This is a genomic window from Nitrosomonas oligotropha (assembly GCF_009833085.1).
Taxonomy (GTDB): domain Bacteria; phylum Pseudomonadota; class Gammaproteobacteria; order Burkholderiales; family Nitrosomonadaceae; genus Nitrosomonas; species Nitrosomonas oligotropha.
In genome coordinates, this window is sequence record NZ_QRBZ01000005.1 from 15777 (window position 1) to 31353 (window position 15577).

Genomic DNA, 15577 nt, shown 5'->3' on the forward strand with positions numbered 1-15577 from the left:
ATACGTACCGGTGGGATTTCGCGGGAAAAATTCAATTGATTCCGGTGTCGCGGCCAGGCGCTGCTAACCGTAGATATCTTCCTTGAACTGTTGTTGAATCGATTCCACCTTCTGCCGGTTTTCAATCAGCGCGATCACGCAATCGATATCCAGTTTCTCACCGGCGAGCTGTTGCAACATGGCGAATGCTTTTTCGTTGCTCCAGGCTTCCTTATACGGGCGGCGTGAAGTCAACGCGTCAAAAACATCGGCCACCGCGACAATCCGTGCTTCAAGCGGAATCTCATCATCGCGCTTACCGGTAGGATAACCGCTGCCGTTCACCGCTTCGTGGTGAAATTCAGCGATATTGCGTAACACATCGATATGATTGAAATTGCCGAAGCCAAAGTTCATCACGATATCGTCGATCATTTCCCTGCCCTTCTGTGAATGCGTATTCATGATCGTTCGTTCTTCCGCGTTCAATGGCCCCGGTTTCAGCAAGATACTGTCAGGCATAGCGATCTTGCCGATATCGTGCAACGGTGAAAACATGAAAACTTGCTCGATATACGCATCGTCCAGATCGTATCGATCGGCGAGCGCTTCAGCGATGATACGGCTGTAGCGCGACATGCGATCCAAATGGCTGCCCGTTTCGGGATCGCGGAAATGCGTAATGCCGCTGGTCGTTTTCAGCGCGGCGTTCATGACCCTCAACGTGGCCAGTTCATTGACGATCATCAGCGCGATCAGGTGTCCGTAAATATCGAGAATGCTCAATACATTCTCGGTGAATACTTCCGCTTCATGCGAGTTAAAAAACAAAAAGCCGACAAACTCGCCGCCATGAAAAATTGGCATGGTATAGCTCGCGGCATAGCCGGAACGGCCGATACGCTGGGTATGCTCGTGCGTACCGTTCTCAAAAGTCACTAGGTTATTGACCACCCGCGGCAGCCCTTGGGCGAGGATTTCCTTCAACGATGGCGCATTATCCAACGATGTTTGATAGTGCACTAAGGGGTTTTCTCCGTCGCTGCTGTTCAGATACGTTTTCAGCACTCGGGTATCGGGATCGTACAGCGCGATGGCAATCCGTGAAATAAATGGAAATTTGTTCTGAACAGAGCGATGCGCGCTGATCATTTTATCCTTCAGCGGTAACGGTTTATTCAAGTCGTCGAGCAGATCGCGATGATGGAACATTTTGCAATTCCTGGGGAAAAATAACATAACGGCCAGATCAAATTTGAGTTTGAATTTATTTCCTTTGACCGGTAAATGCGCACTTCAGCTGCGATTGAAATTGGAGTAATCCATCATCAACTGGTATACTTCCGCCACATTGAGTTTTATGGCGGGCCTCCCCCCATTGCAAGGTAGTCAATCTGGTCAGGTCCGGAAGGAAGCAGCCACAGCTATTTATTGCGAGTGCCGGGGGTCGGGCTCGCCACCCAACACGAACTGGGATCTGCCTTTCCGGATTTTTACTGGTTTAACAGGATCTAATTCGCTTTTCTAATCAAAAACGTGTCCCAAACACAAGTCCTTGCGCGTAAGTGGCGCCCGAGAAATTTTTCCGAATTGACTGGACAGGAGCATGTGGTCAGAGCATTGACCAATGCGCTTGAGCAAAACCGTTTACACCATGCGTATTTACTGACCGGCACGCGCGGTGTCGGCAAAACCACCATCGCCCGCATTCTGGCCAAGTCGCTCAATTGTGAAACCGGTATAACCGCCACACCTTGCGGCGTCTGCCCGGCATGTCGGCAAATCGATGCGGGAAGTTTTATCGACCTGATCGAATTGGACGCTGCGTCCAACACGCAAGTCGATAACATGCGCGAGCTGCTGGAAAATGCGCTGTATGCCCCCACTGGCGCGCGTTATAAGATTTACATCATCGACGAAGTGCACATGCTGTCGAAATCGGCGTTCAATGCCATGTTAAAAACATTGGAAGAGCCGCCGGCGCATGTCAAATTCGTGCTGGCAACCACCGATCCGCAGAAAATCCCGATTACCGTGTTATCCCGTTGTTTGCAATTCAACCTGAAACAAATTCCGCAAACACAAATTGCCGCGCACCTCAAGAATATCCTGGCGCAGGAAAATATTCCCTGCGATATCCCTTCGTTGCAACTGGTCGCGCGCGCCGCACAGGGCAGCATGCGCGATGCGCTCAGTCTGTTGGATCAAGCCATCGCCTTTGGCGAGGGTAAAGTCGAGGAAGCCGGAGTGCGGGATATGCTCGGCATCATCGATCAAGGCTATTTGTTCGATCTGCTCGAAGCGTTGGTGCAGCGGGATGGCGCAAAATTATTATCTCTGGCCGATGCAATGGAAGCGCAGTGTCTTTCCTTCGATTCCGCGTTGCAGGACCTGGCCGCGTTATTGCATCGCATTGCACTGGCGCAAACCGTGCCGCAGGCGATCAGCGAGGATACGCCGGAATACGCGCGTATCGTTGCATTGGCAAAATCCTTAGCACCCGATGATGTGCAACTGTTTTATCAGATTGCATTGCACGGGCGCGGCGATCTCAGTCTGGCGCCCGATGAGTATGCCGGTTTTACCATGACACTTTTACGCATGCTGACGTTCATGCCGGATGATCTGACGGCGAATCGCCAAACCGCCCAAGCCGCACCGGTGAGCGTCAAACCACCCGTAACCGTGGAGAAAAAACCACAAGCAGCACCCGCAAAAACCATCCCGCAAGAACGCACTGCCGCCCCCCTGCTGGACTGGCCGCAACTGAGCCAGCAATTGAAGCTGACCGGCATGGCAAAAATGCTGGCACATCACAGCGAAGCCAAGACCATCGCCGGGGAGAAAATAGAATTATGCGTACCGGATGTGCATAAGCACCTGCTGGAAAAAAAATATCAGGATAAAATCCAAGCCGCGCTGAATAGCTATTTTGGCAAGCCCGTTAGTTTGAGCTTTTCCGTCGGCAGCATCACCGGATTAACGCCGGTCGCACTGCAACAACGCGAAGAAGAAGAGAAGCAGGCCAATGCCATTGCAGCCATTGAAAAGGATCCGGTCGTGCAAGAATTGATTGAGCAGTTTGACGCAAAATTGATCGTCCCTTCCATTAAACCCATTGAAAAATAAAGGAGAGAGAAGAAATGAAAGGCAATATCGGAAACATGATGAAGCAAGCACAGATGATGCAGGAAAACATGCGGCAAATGCAGGAAAATCTGACCAGTATTGAAGTCGAAGGCCAATCCGGCGCCGGCATGGTAAAGGTCACGATGACCTGTCGTCATGATGTCAAGCGCGTCAGCATCGACGATAGTTTGATCGGCGACGACAAGGAAATGTTGGAAGATCTGGTAGCCGCCGCGTTCAACGATGCTGTCCGCAAAGTCGAAACGACCACGCAGGAAAAAATGGCAGCGCTGACCAGCGGCATGGGTCTGCCGCCGGGAATAAAATTTCCCTTTTAGCGTATTCTGTCACCACACCGCAAAGCGCAAGCATAAAAAACAACAGAATAGCGATACAAGCCGCAAGCAAGCCGTACACTTGCGGCAAACAATCTCACAGCCTTTGATAGACAAGTTATCGCCGGATATGGCGATGCTGCGCGGTGAATTCAAAGAACAAGCATGATTGGCCGCGGAATAGTTTAAAATCCGCCATTGCGCGCATTACCACTCATTTCAACTGTCAGCACACATCGCAGGCCAACTATCCATGAAAGTTAAGAGACCGCTCAGACCGGCCAAGAAAAAAACGCCACCCGCTGAACGCACGTCCAGCCAGAAGCCGATCACAACTCGTGACGAACCGCCAGCAGTGACGTTCAAGCTGCAAAAGCTGCTGGCGCAAAAGGGATTGGGCTCGCGACGGGAAATGGAGGAATTGATTGCGACCGGCGCAGTCAGCGTGAACGGCGAGACCGCCACGCTCGGCGACCGGGCCGGGCCGGGTGATGTGATCCGTATCGGCCGCCGCGTGATCCGCGTTCATGCCGAAGCGGATTTGCCCAAAGTGCTGCTGTATCACAAACCCGAAGGCGAAATTGTCAGCCGTCACGACCCGGAAGGCCGCCCTTCGGTTTTCGACAAACTGCCGCATCTGCGATCATCCAAATGGACCGCCATCGGGCGGCTGGACTTCAATACCAGCGGACTGCTCATTTTCACGACCGATGGCGCGCTGGCCAACCGCTTGATGCACCCGCGTTTTGAAATGGAACGCGAATATGCAGTGCGGATAATGGGACAACTTACCGAAGAACAAATGAAACAACTCACCACCGGCGTGATGTTGGACGACGGCGAAGCGGCCTTCACTTACCTCGCCGATCAAGGCGGCGAAGGCTCGAATCACTGGTACCGCGTCATTCTGAAAGAAGGCAAAAACCGCGAAGTACGGCGCATGTTCGAGGCCATCGGACTCACCGTCAGCCGCCTGATGCGCGTACGCTTCGGCCCGATCAACCTGCCGCCACGGATCAAACGCGGCCAATGGCTGGAACTGGATGAAAAAGAAACGCGGCGGCTGTTGAGTTTGATTGGGTAGTCAACTTTCTATCGTTTGTTTCATTGTCCGGTAAGTTTGGCAAATACGCTAAAAATACATTCCTGAGAACATGAATGAGCACAGCTGACACACAAATAGGATTATAGATGGGGATATCACTTGGAGCAATTTGTCATACATTTTAGAACGGTATCTCTTGTAATTCCAAATTGAAATCAAATTCGTGATCATAGTTCCCATCAGCAGTTTCTAGTCGGAGAATCCCTCTTCCACCCACTTTATATTCGTCCTTTATTTCATCTCCCTCCCATGCCTTTGCAATAGTTCGGGTTGCTTTCACTTTAACTTGAGCCCATCCGTTACGACCAATCTTTGGTACAGGTGGCAAAATAAAATAACGATACTTAAACGGTTTAATATCGGCTTCAGAAAATGGACATTCTTTCGAGTCATTCATTATTTTCCACTGATGTCCGGTATATAGATAGATTGCGGATATTTCAGGCGATATGTTATTCGTTTTGTTATGTAGATCAAAAGCCAAAGTGATGGTTGCTTCAGCAGCATGCTTAGAAGTTGATAAGTCTCCAATAGGTGGCTTTGTTATCACTGATATCTTGCTTTTTTCTCTTGCAATAGCTTCACTTTTAGCCCATTCGATATTTTTAACTAATTCTTCTTTTAAATAAGATATAGAAGAACCGTAAACGATGTGCCTCCTGTGTTTCAAATCAAATGGAATATCTGAAGCATCCGTTGTAAGAAGAATGCAAGTTTTCTCTTTTGCATGAGCGTAGCCCAACTCATAAAAGACATTTGCATTCCGATCTGAAAGATCGGCAACGATAAAATCAGCCAAATCAATTTGGCGATAAATGCGATCAAGCATCCCTTCACCAAAAAGCTGTTCGTCTAACCTCTCCGCCTTTACACCACAATCTTTTGCCGCCTCTTTAATTCCAAGCCTATAAACATCATCAAATCCAGAATTAAATGGCATTATTACGAAAGTAAAAAAATCGAGTTCTCTAGTAATCATAGAAGCTCCTCTTATGTGTAAAACCTTTGTAGGCTTCTAAAATGACGCAATATATTCATCAAAGATATATTTATCATTGCTAAATTCACAAATTCGTACCATTCTGAGAATGGCCTATTCATGAAGTTTCGGCTATTCCTTCGGCAACTGCTTTCGCTGCAACAAAAACACAAACTCATCCCCACCGCTGGTTTCCAGCCAGGTAAACGGTAATTTCGGATACGCTTGTTCCAGTTCGGCACGGTTATGGCCGATTTCGACGATCAGGATGCCGTCGTCGGTCAAATGCCGCGCGGCTTGTTGCAGGATTTGCCGGGTTGCGTCCAGGCCGTCTGCGCCGCTGGCCAGCGCGTTTTCCGGTTCGTGACGGTATTCCTGCGGCAATTGTTGCATCGATTCGGCGTTGACATACGGCGGATTACTGATGATCAGGTCGTAACGTTTTCCCTGCAAGGCCGAGAACAGATCGGATTCGATCAGGCCGATTCTGTGTTCCAGTCCGTAATCCTGCACATTCTTATGCGCCACGGCGAGCGCGTGCGGGGAGATGTCGGCGGCGTCGATGTGCGCATTGTCGAATGCGTGCGCCAGCAAAATGGCAAGGCAGCCCGATCCGGTGCAGAGATCGAGTGCGGCGGTGACGCGATCGGGATCGTCGATCCACGGTGACAATTGTGTTTGCAGCAGTTCGGCGATGAACGAGCGCGGAATGATCACGCGTTCGTCGACATAAAAACTGAAATCGCCGAGCCAGGCTTCGTGCGTCAGATAAGCCGCAGGAATGCGGTCTTTGACGCGGCGCTCGATGATGTCCAGCACTTGCTTGCACTCCGCATCGGTGACGCGCGCATCCAGGAACGGTTCCAGCCGGTCCAGTGGCAAATAAAGGGTTTTCAGAATAAGATACGCCGCTTCATCGTACGCATTGGCGGAGCCGTGGCCAAAATACAGACCGGCTTTGTTAAACTGGCTGACAGCGAAACGTAAAAGATCACGGATGGTATGAAGTTGCGATTGCGCTTGAGCGATCATAGGTGGTCACAATGTTAGAAAAATGAGGTGTTGATGTTACAGTGGCCCGAGGATGCTTTCCCAGCCGGAATGGGGTAGCAATGTAGCACAAAAACCGCCGTGACGATGAGCCGGTGAATATTGATTTTTTGCAACGAAAACGGAATGCCATTGGAAACAAATCCCGATCATTATTTCATGCAAGCTGCACTGGAATTGGCGCAGAAAGCGCAGGATTGCGGCGAAGTGCCGGTAGGCGCGGTGGTGGTGCAGAATGGCCGCATTATCGGGCACGGCTACAACCGCCCGATTTCCACTGCCGACCCCGCCGCGCATGCCGAGATCATGGCGATGCGCGCTGCCGGCAGTCATCTGGGCAATTACCGTTTGCTTGACTGCACATTGTATGTGACGCTGGAACCCTGCACGATGTGCATCGGTGCGATTTTTCACGCGCGCATCCAGCGTCTGGTGTATGCCGCGGCCGATCCGAAAACCGGCGCCTGCGGCAGCATCATCGATCTTCCGGCGGAAACCCGGTTGAACCATCATTTGCAGGTAGAAGCCGGCATAATGGCGGCCGAAGCCAGCACGTTATTGAAACAATTTTTTGCGCAAAGGCGCAAAGCAAGCGAGCGGAACAACCATGAAAATTAATATTACGATTGCAACCCAACAACTGGATTTACTGGATGAACACGGACAAATCGTGCGGCGATACCGTATTTCCTCAGCCAAAAACGGCACTGGCCAGGAAAATGGCAGCTTTTGCACGCCGCTGGGAAAGCATATCATCCGCGCCAAAATCGGCGCCGGTCAGCCGGTCAATACGGTTTTTATCAAACGCCGCCCGACCGGGGAAATCTATTCGCCGGAGTTTGCCGCGCAATTCCCCAGAAGGGATTGGATTCTGACGCGTATTTTATGGCTGCGCGGCTGCGAGCCGGGTTTTAACCGTTTCGGCTCGGTCGATACCATGCGCCGCTATATTTACATTCACGGCACGCCGGACAGCGTGGAAATGGGTAAACCCGGATCGATCGGGTGTATCCGCATGCGTAACAGCGAATTATTGGAGTTGTTTGACCGGGTCAGTGCGGGAACTGAGGGAACCGAAGTGAATATTCTCCGGTAACAGCTTGATTCAGACGGGGCGCAGCACTTTCGCAACCGGTTGGCGTAAAGTACTGCGCAATGGATCAAGTGTTTACGCCAGCTCCGTCTTTGTTCTTCTCATGCTTGCAAATGCCTATACCAGCAACGAGTTGTTGTTTCTGGCGCGGGAAGCAGTACCTTCATCGATTAAAATCTTGAGCGCAGGAAACTCTTTTTGATGCAGCTCTTGCAATGTATAGATTTCTTGTAACACTTCCAATGGAAATCCTTGTCTGTTCTGGTCTTTCTCAACGACCAGCAGCTTCTGGATGAGCTGATAAAATTCCTTGTATCCCCAATGCAGTTCGATCATATCCGCAATTCTTTTGTAGTTCGTATCCAGCAACGATTCTTTATCGCCCAAATATGCTTTAAATCCTTTAATTGAATTTTTTAATGGCATGTCAGCACTCCTTGCACTTTTCCAATATAAATTTATTCATTGATAGCCGAAAAATTCGACGCATCCCAGCTTAATATTCTGGAATTGCAGATTCTTCCAGATGAAACCCAGTGAATCTCACGTCTCAGTTTTTATATATAACGGCAAACTGTAGGAATTATCTGAGTCAATTTTTAAAATAATTTTTGTACTGTATAACCTGAGAGCAGAATCGAGCTCAATTGAAATAACGCGCACTTCAGGAAAGTAGTTTATTACTGATTAAAATCATTCTAAGCAGATATTTTGCATAAAATTTAACCGGTTCCTCCCATCCCTTGCTCATAGGCGTTTGATGCTGCAATCAAATCAAACCTTATAAGCGCCGGTATTCTGTAAAGTATTTTCAATCTTTAAATCTCCTAACGAGGTGGCTTACTTAAAATAATTTTTTTCTTCTGTGCGTTTATTCTGGCAGAACAGCAAAAGGTTCAATGTTGATAAAAATTCCTTGCGACGTGGATTGAAGCCCGTTCATGGACGCATCATGAAATTCAATCTATTCAATGTGAATCAACAGTTTGCAGCGCTCATGAATGAATTGGCCGCAAAGATTACTACATCATGATGTTAAAATTTCCTACTGGAAATCCATTTTGAATTTTAATTTATCCACTAAACTCCGGTTCTCATTGCCCGGCACTGAATCACTTTAAAACAATCGATGGTTTAATCATTTGCGTTCACAATCCATAAAAATAAAAAACCGTCGGCTGCTAGGATTGCTGTTCATTCTGAGTTACCCGATCAGCGCTCATGCTCAGCTAAGCGCCAGCGTAACCGGCACGACCGATTATATTTGGCGCGGTTATTCCAAAAGCGATGGAAAACCCGCCGCGCAGTTCAATATAGACTACGGGTTCAAATCGGGGCTTTACCTCGGCACTTTCGCGTCGACAGTCAATTTTGCCGATCAAGGATTCGCCGCGCGCTCCGATGCGGAATTCAAGCCCTATGCCGGTTGGGCCTATCAACTATCGGACGATTGGCGCTTTAATGCGGAGTGGACCCGTTATATTTTCACGGGCAAAATATTCGGACAGAGCGTTGATTACAATGAATTTTACTTGCATACGCATTTCCGTGATTTGCTATCCGCCAACTTTAGTTTCTCCGAAAATGGCTACCAGCAAAACCATATGTCATTCAATTATGAAATCACCGGGCGCTACCCGATTACCAGCTCAATCGAAATGTCAGGCACGTTCGGTTACAGTCAGCAGAAGAAAGTGCTGCACTATGATTACCTGTATTGGACTTCCGGCGTGACTTGGCATTTTTCCCCGAATATCGGCGTCGATGTCCGCTACTATTCCGGATTGGATTTAGGCGCTGAAAAAGAGCATATCGCAGGCTGGCAATTCCGCCCGCATGTGGTTGATAACCGGGTTTTATTCTCGATTACCGTCGGATTCTGATTTTTATTTTTGCCGCAATGAACTTTTAACCCGCCGCACGGAATAAACAGGGCAAATTTACCGAGACTTAATCAATAGTCATAGCGATTATGAAACACCATGAGTGAATTGCCGGGGTCTAAAGTAAGAAAATCTTTTAACTCGGACGAACAGCAAGTTAAGGAAAGGAATCTGATCGCCGAAGCGGCGGGCGGCAATGGAAAAGCTTTTGAACAACTGTATCAACGTTACTTTGACCGCTTGTATCAGTTCATTTTTCACATTACCCGGCGGCATGATTATATTGAAGAAATTATTAATGACGTGATGTATGTGGTGTGGGAAAAAGCATCGACCTACGATCAAACATGCCGCCCGTCCACCTGGATTCTGGGGATTGCATATTTCAAGGCATTAAAAAGCATCGAACAAAGCCTGATTCGAGAAGACCGGTCCGTTGAATTCAATGATGAATTGGATTACTTTCCCAATCCCGCAGCGCAGTGGGTTTCGCAGCTGGAGATCAGTAACTGGCTGGAAGCGGGCTTCGATAGCTTATCCCCGGAACAGCGCGCTGTGGTGGAGATGACCTATTATCAAGGGCTGCATTACAGTGAGATCGCAGAAATCATGCAATGCCCTGAGAACACAGTAAAAACCAGAATGTTTCATGCACGGAAAATTTTAGCGAAATTACTTCCAGAGCTTAAAGGCAGGAGTTAAACGATGTCTTCTACAATGATCAATGTCACGGGTAAAAACGAGCATCAGAAAGTATGGAATCTCCTGCCCTGGTATGTGAATCACTCCCTGGATGCTGTTGAGAAAGATCGGGTGAGAAATCACATAAGGACGTGCATAGCCTGTCGGATTGAGCTGCAACAGCAACAGCAACTATTTGAAGAAATGCAACAAACGGATCTCTTGCGGCAAGTTTCGCAGGCTGCTTTCGCGCAACTGAGAAAGCGCATTGAACGGCAATCTGTAATCCGTCCTGTTACCCGGCCTAACCAGCCCGGCGAAGAATCCAAACCTTCTTCCGGACAATCTCCCACTTTTGTAAAACATATTGCCTTAGCAGCGAGTTTATTATTGCTGGCAATGCCGTTTATGTTGCATTTACCGGTAAATGAACCTGCGTTGACAGCGGAATACAGAACACTCGCCAGCGCACCGGAAAACACACCGGCGCACAATTTGGTACGTATCGTCTTCGCCGATCAACCGGACCTCAAGCAAATCGGAGCCATCTTGCATAGCGTCTCGGGCCATATCGTTCAAGGGCCTTCGGAAAATGGCATTTATGAAATTCAAATCGGTGACCGGCATACCCGTCCGCAAGAGATCGACGCTGCCATCGCCCATTTACGTAACAATAACCAGATTATTTTTGCCGAACGGGTTCAAGGATTGCAACCAGCCGGTCAGGATATACGCTAATGCAAACTCATCGCGTGCGCATCCACGCCTTTTTCTTTTCGTTGCTGATGGCGATGCTGGTCGTTTCACCTGCCAGTGCGGAGCAGGAATTTTTTGCCGATCCTCAACTTTTCGATAGCACGCAAGCCGACCGGATCATCTTAGTCACCTACGCCGACAAGCACATCGACCGCATCCCGGTTGGCGTGGCGAACCAATCTTATCGCCGCAGAGGCGAATACAGCAGTTCAACCTGGGGAAAAAGAGTAGCTTCGAGTATCGAAGCGGATTACAAACTGACCATCCTGTCGCAGTGGCCAATCCGGGAAATCGGTGAGCATTGTGTCGTCTATCTGATTGACGAAGACCAATCCGTGGACGCAATCATCAAAGCCTTAAGCGAGGACGACCGTGTCGATAATGTTCAAACGATGAGCACTTTCAAGGTCATGGCGAATAGCTACAGCGATCCTTATTACCGCCTGCAATTCAATATCCAGTCGATGAATCTGGCCGAAATACACCATCATACAACCGGCAAAAATGTAACCATCGCCATAATCGATACCGGAATCGACGCGACACATCCCGATTTGCAAGGCCAGATTCAGCAAACCAAGGATTTTGTCACCCGGAAATCCCCGGAATCGTTCAACGATCTGCATGGCACCGCCATAGCGGGCGTCATTGCGGCCAAAGCAAACAATGGACAGGGCATCGTCGGTATCGCGCCGGATAGTCAGGTGATCGGATTGAAAGCCTGCTGGGAAATCAAAACCGGCAGTTTCGAGGCAGCTTGCAACAGCTTTACCTTGGCGCTCGCGCTCAATACCGCGATCCAAATGAAAGTCGATGTGCTCAATCTCAGCTTAACCGGGCCGCATGATCCGCTGTTGGCCAGATTAATCGAAAAAGCCGTGCAAAAAGGCATGATCATCGTCGCTTCGCAAGCGGACAGGAACGACAGCAAATCCGGCTTTCCGGCGCAACAAGCGGGCGTTATCGCGGTTCGCAGCACGCATAACACCATCGTGCCATCGTCCCATGGCAGTAGTGACCTCGCCATCTCCGCGCCGGGACAAGAAATACTGACGACATTACCCAAGGGCGCGTACGATTTTGTGTCCGGTAATTCCCTCGCGACAGCCCACGTCTCCGGCCTTACCGCCTTGCTGCTGCAAATCAACCGTAACCTGACGCATCAAGAGATCTCCAGATTGCTGGAAAAAGCGAACGAACCCACTTTCTATCAGTTGTTCAGCAAAAACAAACTGTTCAGCACCATCAGCGTAAAAACCTCAAAAGCTCATAAACAGCACACAGGAAGTTAATTTCATCACTTGAAATAACGCTTCCGCATCGTATCGCCGCAGCATTTCACTCCGCCAGGTTTCACAACCCCGCTTCACCCGGTAAAATTAACTACAGCAGACTGAACGTATTTGCGCGCCGCGCAACGCAGCCGAATTTCGTTTTGCGCGGTGTCGTGTTAATCTCTGCGCTGCATTTTTCAAACGATTCCGTTTGAACTTGCTGCTTTTGCAATCTGATTTGAATTGATGGGTTATGAACAAGGATAAAAAAATAAAAGTACTATTTGTCTGTATGGGCAATATCTGCCGTTCGCCAACGGCGGATGCGGTATTCCGGCACCATGTCAAATCCGCCGGGGTTGATCATCTGATTCACGTGGATTCCGCCGGAACCCACGCCTACCACATCGGCGATCCGCCGGATCATCGCGCGCAAAGCACGGCATTACAGCGTGGATACAAAATGCACGAACTGCGCGCCCGTGCGGTAGAGTCCAGCGACTTTGAGGAATTCGACTATATTCTGGCGATGGACAAGGAAAATCTCACGTTACTGCTGCAACGCAGCCCGCGGCAGCATGTCAACAAGATCCAATTATTCATGCAATATGCGCCCAGCAGCGAGGCGGATACCGAAGTGCCCGATCCCTATTTCGGCGGGCAACAAGGATTTGAGCTGGTGCTGGACATGGTCGAGGAAGCCAGCCAAGGCCTGCTGGCGCATCTGCGCACTATCAATACACAACAAGGACAATTCCCATGAAAACAAAAGCCGCTGTCGCCTGGAAAGCCGGTCAACCGTTGACGATTGAAGAAATCGACCTGACCGGCCCCAAATCCGGCGAAGTGCTGGTCGAAATCAAAGCCACCGGTATTTGCCACACCGATTACTACACACTGTCGGGCGCCGATCCGGAAGGTTTGTTTCCGGCCATTCTGGGGCACGAAGGCGCGGGCGTGGTGGTCGATGTAGGCCCTAACGTCAAATCGTTGCGCAAGGGCGATCACGTCATTCCGCTGTACACGCCCGAATGCCGCGAATGCAAATTCTGCCTGTCGAAAAAAACCAATTTATGCCAGGCCATTCGCAGCACCCAAGGCAAAGGTTTGATGCCGGACAGCACCTCGCGTTTTTCCATCGACGGCAAACCGCTGTACCATTACATGGGCACCTCGACCTTCTCCAATTACACCGTCGTTCCCGAGATCGCACTGGCGAAAATCCGCGAAGATGCCCCGTTTGATAAAGTGTGTTACATCGGCTGCGGCGTCACCACCGGCATCGGTGCGGTGATCTACACCGCCAAAGTCGAGGCTGGCGCGAATGTCGCAGTGTTCGGTCTGGGCGGCATCGGTTTGAACGTGATCCAAGGCGCGCGCATGGTCGGCGCGGACAAAATCATCGGCATCGATATCAACCCCGAACGCGAAGCGATGGCGCGCAAATTCGGCATGACGCATTTCATCAACCCGAACGACGTGCCCAACATCGTCGACGCCGTGGTGCAACTGACCGACGGCGGCGCGGATTACAGCTTTGAATGCATCGGCATCACCAAAGTGATGCGCCAGGCATTGGAATGCACGCACAAAGGCTGGGGACGCAGCATCATCATCGGCGTAGCGGAAGCCGGCGCTGAAATCAGCACGCGGTCATTCCAGCTCGTTACCGGACGGAAATGGGAAGGCTCCGCATTCGGCGGCGCGCGCGGCCGCACCGATGTGCCGAAAATCGTCGACTGGTACATGGAAGGCAAAATCGACATCGACTCGCTGATCACGCACACGCTGACGCTGGACAACATCAACGAAGGTTTCCGCCTGATGAAAGCCGGTGAATCGATCCGTTCCGTGGTGATTTACTGATCGTGACCACACTCGAAACCCGCAGCCTGTACCACTGCTTTGGCGGCATCCAAGGCTATTACCAGCATCCCTCGACGATCATTGGTTTACCGATGCGCTTCTCGGTGTACCAACCGCCGCAAACCGAACAGCAACGCGTTCCGGTACTGTTTTTCCTCGCCGGACTGACCTGCACCGAAGAAACCTTCATGATCAAAGCCGGTGCGCAGCGCTACGCCGCCGAGCTCGGCTTGATGCTGGTCACCATGGATACCAGCCCGCGCCAAACCGGCATCCCCGGTGAAACCGATGCCTGGGATTTCGGCGCCGGTGCAGGATTTTATCTCGACGCCACCGCCGAACCGTGGGCGCGGCATTACCGCATGGAAAGTTACGTCACGCAGGAACTGCGCAACATCATCGTCGAACGATTTCCTGCCGACCCGAATCGCATCGGCATTTTCGGCCATTCGATGGGCGGTCACGGCGCATTAACCTTGGCGCTGCGCTACCCCGAACTGTTCCGCTCAGTCTCTGCCTTCGCCCCGATCTGCGCGCCGATGCGCTGCCCGTGGGGACAAAAGGCATTCAGCCACTACCTCGGTGAGAATCAGCAAAACTGGCAACAATACGATACCACCGCATTGCTCCAAGCCGGACACCGCGTCCCCGATCTGCTCATCGACCAGGGATTCAACGACCAATTCCTAACCACACAACTCTTCCCCGAAGCACTGGAACAAGCCTGCGGCGACGCCGGTCAACCCCTGACGCTGCGCTATCATCAAGGCTACGATCACAGTTATTACTTCATTAGCACGTTTGTCGGGGAGCATTTGAAGTATCATCGAGAGCAGCTTGGTTAGCATTCATTTAATTACATTTATGCCAATAAACAACTGAGTAGCTTTAGTTCGTTATGCTAGAATTTCACATGGACTTTGAAATTATCGGTGAAATCAAACACCCCGAAACCATTGCTCGCGGTTCCGGTATTCGGGAGATAAACCGGCTTCGAAAAATTCATGGTCCGGGCAATTGGCGCAAACGCAAAGGTAATGCGATGATACGCTTGCATGATGGATCAATCCGGGAGGCTGAAATTCATTGGTATGAAGCAGCTGGTATCGGCAAGCGTGAGTTCAAAATCAAACGTTATAGGGATATAACATCATGAGTAAACATCAATTTGCAATTTGTATTGATAATCGTGGATATGAAGTATCGTTAGAAATTCGAAAACTATACGAAGTATTAGCCGATGTCGATGCGGAAAAGCATGGGCAGATTCGCGTCATCGATGAATCTGGAGAAGATTATTTATACCCGGCCACTGCTTTTACTTGCATATCGTTACCGGAAAATGTTGTTGAACGTGTTATTTCTGCGCATGCTTAGTAGTTTGTAGGGCGGAAGTCTGGTAAGGCGTTCCGCCAAAAACATAAATATAGCCTAATGTTGAAAACGG

General features: G+C 50.0%; 18 protein-coding genes and 1 other RNA gene. 15 read left to right on the forward strand and 4 right to left on the reverse strand.

Annotation, left to right across the window (positions count from 1 at the left end; translation table 11 throughout):
- Nucleotides 1-63 precede the first annotated feature (63 nt).
- Complete coding sequence (locus tag ABD07_RS02240; RefSeq protein ID WP_160816937.1) at nucleotides 64-1191, reverse strand: HD domain-containing phosphohydrolase; 1128 nt, start codon at nucleotides 1189-1191, stop codon at nucleotides 64-66.
- Between the two features lie 150 nt (nucleotides 1192-1341).
- Here ABD07_RS02240 and ffs point away from each other — a divergent pair.
- The 4 genes from ffs to rluB all read left to right on the forward strand — a co-directional run bounded on the left by ffs (nucleotide 1342) and on the right by rluB (nucleotide 4527).
- Nucleotides 1342-1440, forward strand: an RNA gene (ffs, locus tag ABD07_RS02245) — signal recognition particle sRNA small type.
- Nucleotides 1441-1515: 75 nt separating this feature from the next.
- Nucleotides 1516-3108: a DNA polymerase III subunit gamma/tau gene (gene dnaX / locus ABD07_RS02250; RefSeq protein ID WP_160816938.1), complete on the forward strand. Its 1593-nt coding sequence runs from the start codon at nucleotides 1516-1518 to the stop codon at nucleotides 3106-3108.
- A gap of 14 nt (nucleotides 3109-3122) precedes the next feature.
- Nucleotides 3123-3446: a YbaB/EbfC family nucleoid-associated protein gene (locus ABD07_RS02255; RefSeq protein WP_160816939.1), complete on the forward strand. Its 324-nt coding sequence runs from the start codon at nucleotides 3123-3125 to the stop codon at nucleotides 3444-3446.
- A gap of 250 nt (nucleotides 3447-3696) precedes the next feature.
- Nucleotides 3697-4527 carry a 23S rRNA pseudouridine(2605) synthase RluB gene (gene rluB / locus ABD07_RS02260; RefSeq protein WP_160816940.1) on the forward strand — a complete coding sequence of 277 codons (831 nt, stop codon included), beginning with the start codon at nucleotides 3697-3699 and terminating at the stop codon, nucleotides 4525-4527.
- 142 nt (nucleotides 4528-4669) lie between these two features.
- Here rluB and ABD07_RS02265 read toward each other — a convergent pair whose 3' ends face one another.
- Together ABD07_RS02265 and prmB are read right to left on the reverse strand one after the other, a co-directional pair.
- Complete coding sequence (locus ABD07_RS02265; protein ID WP_160816941.1) at nucleotides 4670-5527, reverse strand: TIR domain-containing protein; 858 nt, start codon at nucleotides 5525-5527, stop codon at nucleotides 4670-4672.
- Between the two features lie 132 nt (nucleotides 5528-5659).
- A complete protein-coding gene (prmB, locus tag ABD07_RS02270; RefSeq protein ID WP_160816942.1) occupies nucleotides 5660-6559 on the reverse strand; it encodes a 50S ribosomal protein L3 N(5)-glutamine methyltransferase in 900 nt (299 codons plus the stop codon).
- Nucleotides 6560-6703: 144 nt separating this feature from the next.
- Between prmB and tadA the strand changes: the two genes are divergently transcribed.
- The gene (gene tadA / locus ABD07_RS02275; protein ID WP_160816943.1) at nucleotides 6704-7195 is read left to right on the forward strand and encodes a tRNA adenosine(34) deaminase TadA; all 492 of its coding nucleotides are present in this window, start codon (nucleotides 6704-6706) and stop codon (nucleotides 7193-7195) included.
- Nucleotides 7185-7673 (forward strand): L,D-transpeptidase, encoded by a 489-nt coding sequence (locus ABD07_RS02280; RefSeq protein ID WP_160816944.1) that lies wholly within the window; start codon nucleotides 7185-7187, stop codon nucleotides 7671-7673. Before tadA ends, ABD07_RS02280 begins: the two co-directional genes overlap by 11 nt.
- Nucleotides 7674-7787: 114 nt before the next feature.
- Here ABD07_RS02280 and ABD07_RS02285 read toward each other — a convergent pair whose 3' ends face one another.
- Nucleotides 7788-8096 (reverse strand): hypothetical protein, encoded by a 309-nt coding sequence (locus ABD07_RS02285; protein WP_160816945.1) that lies wholly within the window; start codon nucleotides 8094-8096, stop codon nucleotides 7788-7790.
- A gap of 761 nt (nucleotides 8097-8857) precedes the next feature.
- Between ABD07_RS02285 and ABD07_RS02290 the strand changes: the two genes are divergently transcribed.
- The 9 genes from ABD07_RS02290 (at nucleotide 8858) to ABD07_RS02330 (ending at nucleotide 15507) form a co-directional block, all read left to right on the forward strand.
- A complete protein-coding gene (locus ABD07_RS02290) occupies nucleotides 8858-9553 on the forward strand; it encodes a TorF family putative porin (RefSeq protein WP_240142377.1) in 696 nt (231 codons plus the stop codon).
- Between the two features lie 99 nt (nucleotides 9554-9652).
- On the forward strand, nucleotides 9653-10255 hold the full coding sequence (locus ABD07_RS02295) for an RNA polymerase sigma factor (RefSeq protein WP_160816946.1): 603 nt from the start codon (nucleotides 9653-9655) through the stop codon (nucleotides 10253-10255).
- A 3-nt stretch (nucleotides 10256-10258) separates the two neighbouring features.
- Nucleotides 10259-10972 carry a zf-HC2 domain-containing protein gene (locus ABD07_RS02300; RefSeq protein ID WP_160816947.1) on the forward strand — a complete coding sequence of 238 codons (714 nt, stop codon included), beginning with the start codon at nucleotides 10259-10261 and terminating at the stop codon, nucleotides 10970-10972.
- The gene (locus ABD07_RS02305) at nucleotides 10972-12282 is read left to right on the forward strand and encodes a S8 family peptidase (protein WP_160816948.1); all 1311 of its coding nucleotides are present in this window, start codon (nucleotides 10972-10974) and stop codon (nucleotides 12280-12282) included. Before ABD07_RS02300 ends, ABD07_RS02305 begins: the two co-directional genes overlap by 1 nt.
- Nucleotides 12283-12517: 235 nt before the next feature.
- The gene (locus tag ABD07_RS02310; protein ID WP_160816949.1) at nucleotides 12518-13027 is read left to right on the forward strand and encodes a low molecular weight protein-tyrosine-phosphatase; all 510 of its coding nucleotides are present in this window, start codon (nucleotides 12518-12520) and stop codon (nucleotides 13025-13027) included.
- Nucleotides 13024-14130, forward strand: a complete 1107-nt coding sequence (locus tag ABD07_RS02315) for an S-(hydroxymethyl)glutathione dehydrogenase/class III alcohol dehydrogenase (RefSeq protein WP_160816950.1) — start codon at nucleotides 13024-13026, stop codon at nucleotides 14128-14130. Before ABD07_RS02310 ends, ABD07_RS02315 begins: the two co-directional genes overlap by 4 nt.
- A gap of 2 nt (nucleotides 14131-14132) precedes the next feature.
- Nucleotides 14133-14975 carry an S-formylglutathione hydrolase gene (gene fghA, locus ABD07_RS02320; protein ID WP_160816951.1) on the forward strand — a complete coding sequence of 281 codons (843 nt, stop codon included), beginning with the start codon at nucleotides 14133-14135 and terminating at the stop codon, nucleotides 14973-14975.
- Nucleotides 14976-15043: 68 nt separating this feature from the next.
- Nucleotides 15044-15286, forward strand: coding sequence for a hypothetical protein (locus tag ABD07_RS02325; RefSeq protein WP_240142378.1), 243 nt, complete (start codon nucleotides 15044-15046; stop codon nucleotides 15284-15286).
- On the forward strand, nucleotides 15283-15507 hold the full coding sequence (locus ABD07_RS02330; protein WP_160816953.1) for a hypothetical protein: 225 nt from the start codon (nucleotides 15283-15285) through the stop codon (nucleotides 15505-15507). The genes ABD07_RS02325 and ABD07_RS02330 overlap by 4 nt, the downstream gene beginning before the upstream one ends.
- Nucleotides 15508-15577: the final 70 nt, after the last annotated feature.

Bases quoted from the DNA above. Each gene is read 5' to 3' on its own strand.
- ABD07_RS02240 (WP_160816937.1), bottom strand. From the start codon at position 1,191: ATGTTCCATCATCGCGATCTGCTCGACGACTTGAATAAACCGTTACCG.
- ABD07_RS02255 (WP_160816939.1), top strand. From the start codon at position 3,123: ATGAAAGGCAATATCGGAAACATGATGAAGCAAGCACAGATGATGCAG.
- rluB (WP_160816940.1), top strand. From the start codon at position 3,697: ATGAAAGTTAAGAGACCGCTCAGACCGGCCAAGAAAAAAACGCCACCC.
- ABD07_RS02265 (WP_160816941.1), bottom strand. From the start codon at position 5,527: ATGATTACTAGAGAACTCGATTTTTTTACTTTCGTAATAATGCCATTT.
- prmB (WP_160816942.1), bottom strand. From the start codon at position 6,559: ATGATCGCTCAAGCGCAATCGCAACTTCATACCATCCGTGATCTTTTA.
- tadA (WP_160816943.1), top strand. From the start codon at position 6,704: ATGCCATTGGAAACAAATCCCGATCATTATTTCATGCAAGCTGCACTG.
- ABD07_RS02280 (WP_160816944.1), top strand. From the start codon at position 7,185: ATGAAAATTAATATTACGATTGCAACCCAACAACTGGATTTACTGGAT.
- ABD07_RS02285 (WP_160816945.1), bottom strand. From the start codon at position 8,096: ATGCCATTAAAAAATTCAATTAAAGGATTTAAAGCATATTTGGGCGAT.
- ABD07_RS02295 (WP_160816946.1), top strand. From the start codon at position 9,653: ATGAGTGAATTGCCGGGGTCTAAAGTAAGAAAATCTTTTAACTCGGAC.
- ABD07_RS02300 (WP_160816947.1), top strand. From the start codon at position 10,259: ATGTCTTCTACAATGATCAATGTCACGGGTAAAAACGAGCATCAGAAA.
- ABD07_RS02305 (WP_160816948.1), top strand. From the start codon at position 10,972: ATGCAAACTCATCGCGTGCGCATCCACGCCTTTTTCTTTTCGTTGCTG.
- ABD07_RS02310 (WP_160816949.1), top strand. From the start codon at position 12,518: ATGAACAAGGATAAAAAAATAAAAGTACTATTTGTCTGTATGGGCAAT.
- ABD07_RS02315 (WP_160816950.1), top strand. From the start codon at position 13,024: ATGAAAACAAAAGCCGCTGTCGCCTGGAAAGCCGGTCAACCGTTGACG.
- ABD07_RS02325 (WP_240142378.1), top strand. From the start codon at position 15,044: ATGGACTTTGAAATTATCGGTGAAATCAAACACCCCGAAACCATTGCT.
- ABD07_RS02330 (WP_160816953.1), top strand. From the start codon at position 15,283: ATGAGTAAACATCAATTTGCAATTTGTATTGATAATCGTGGATATGAA.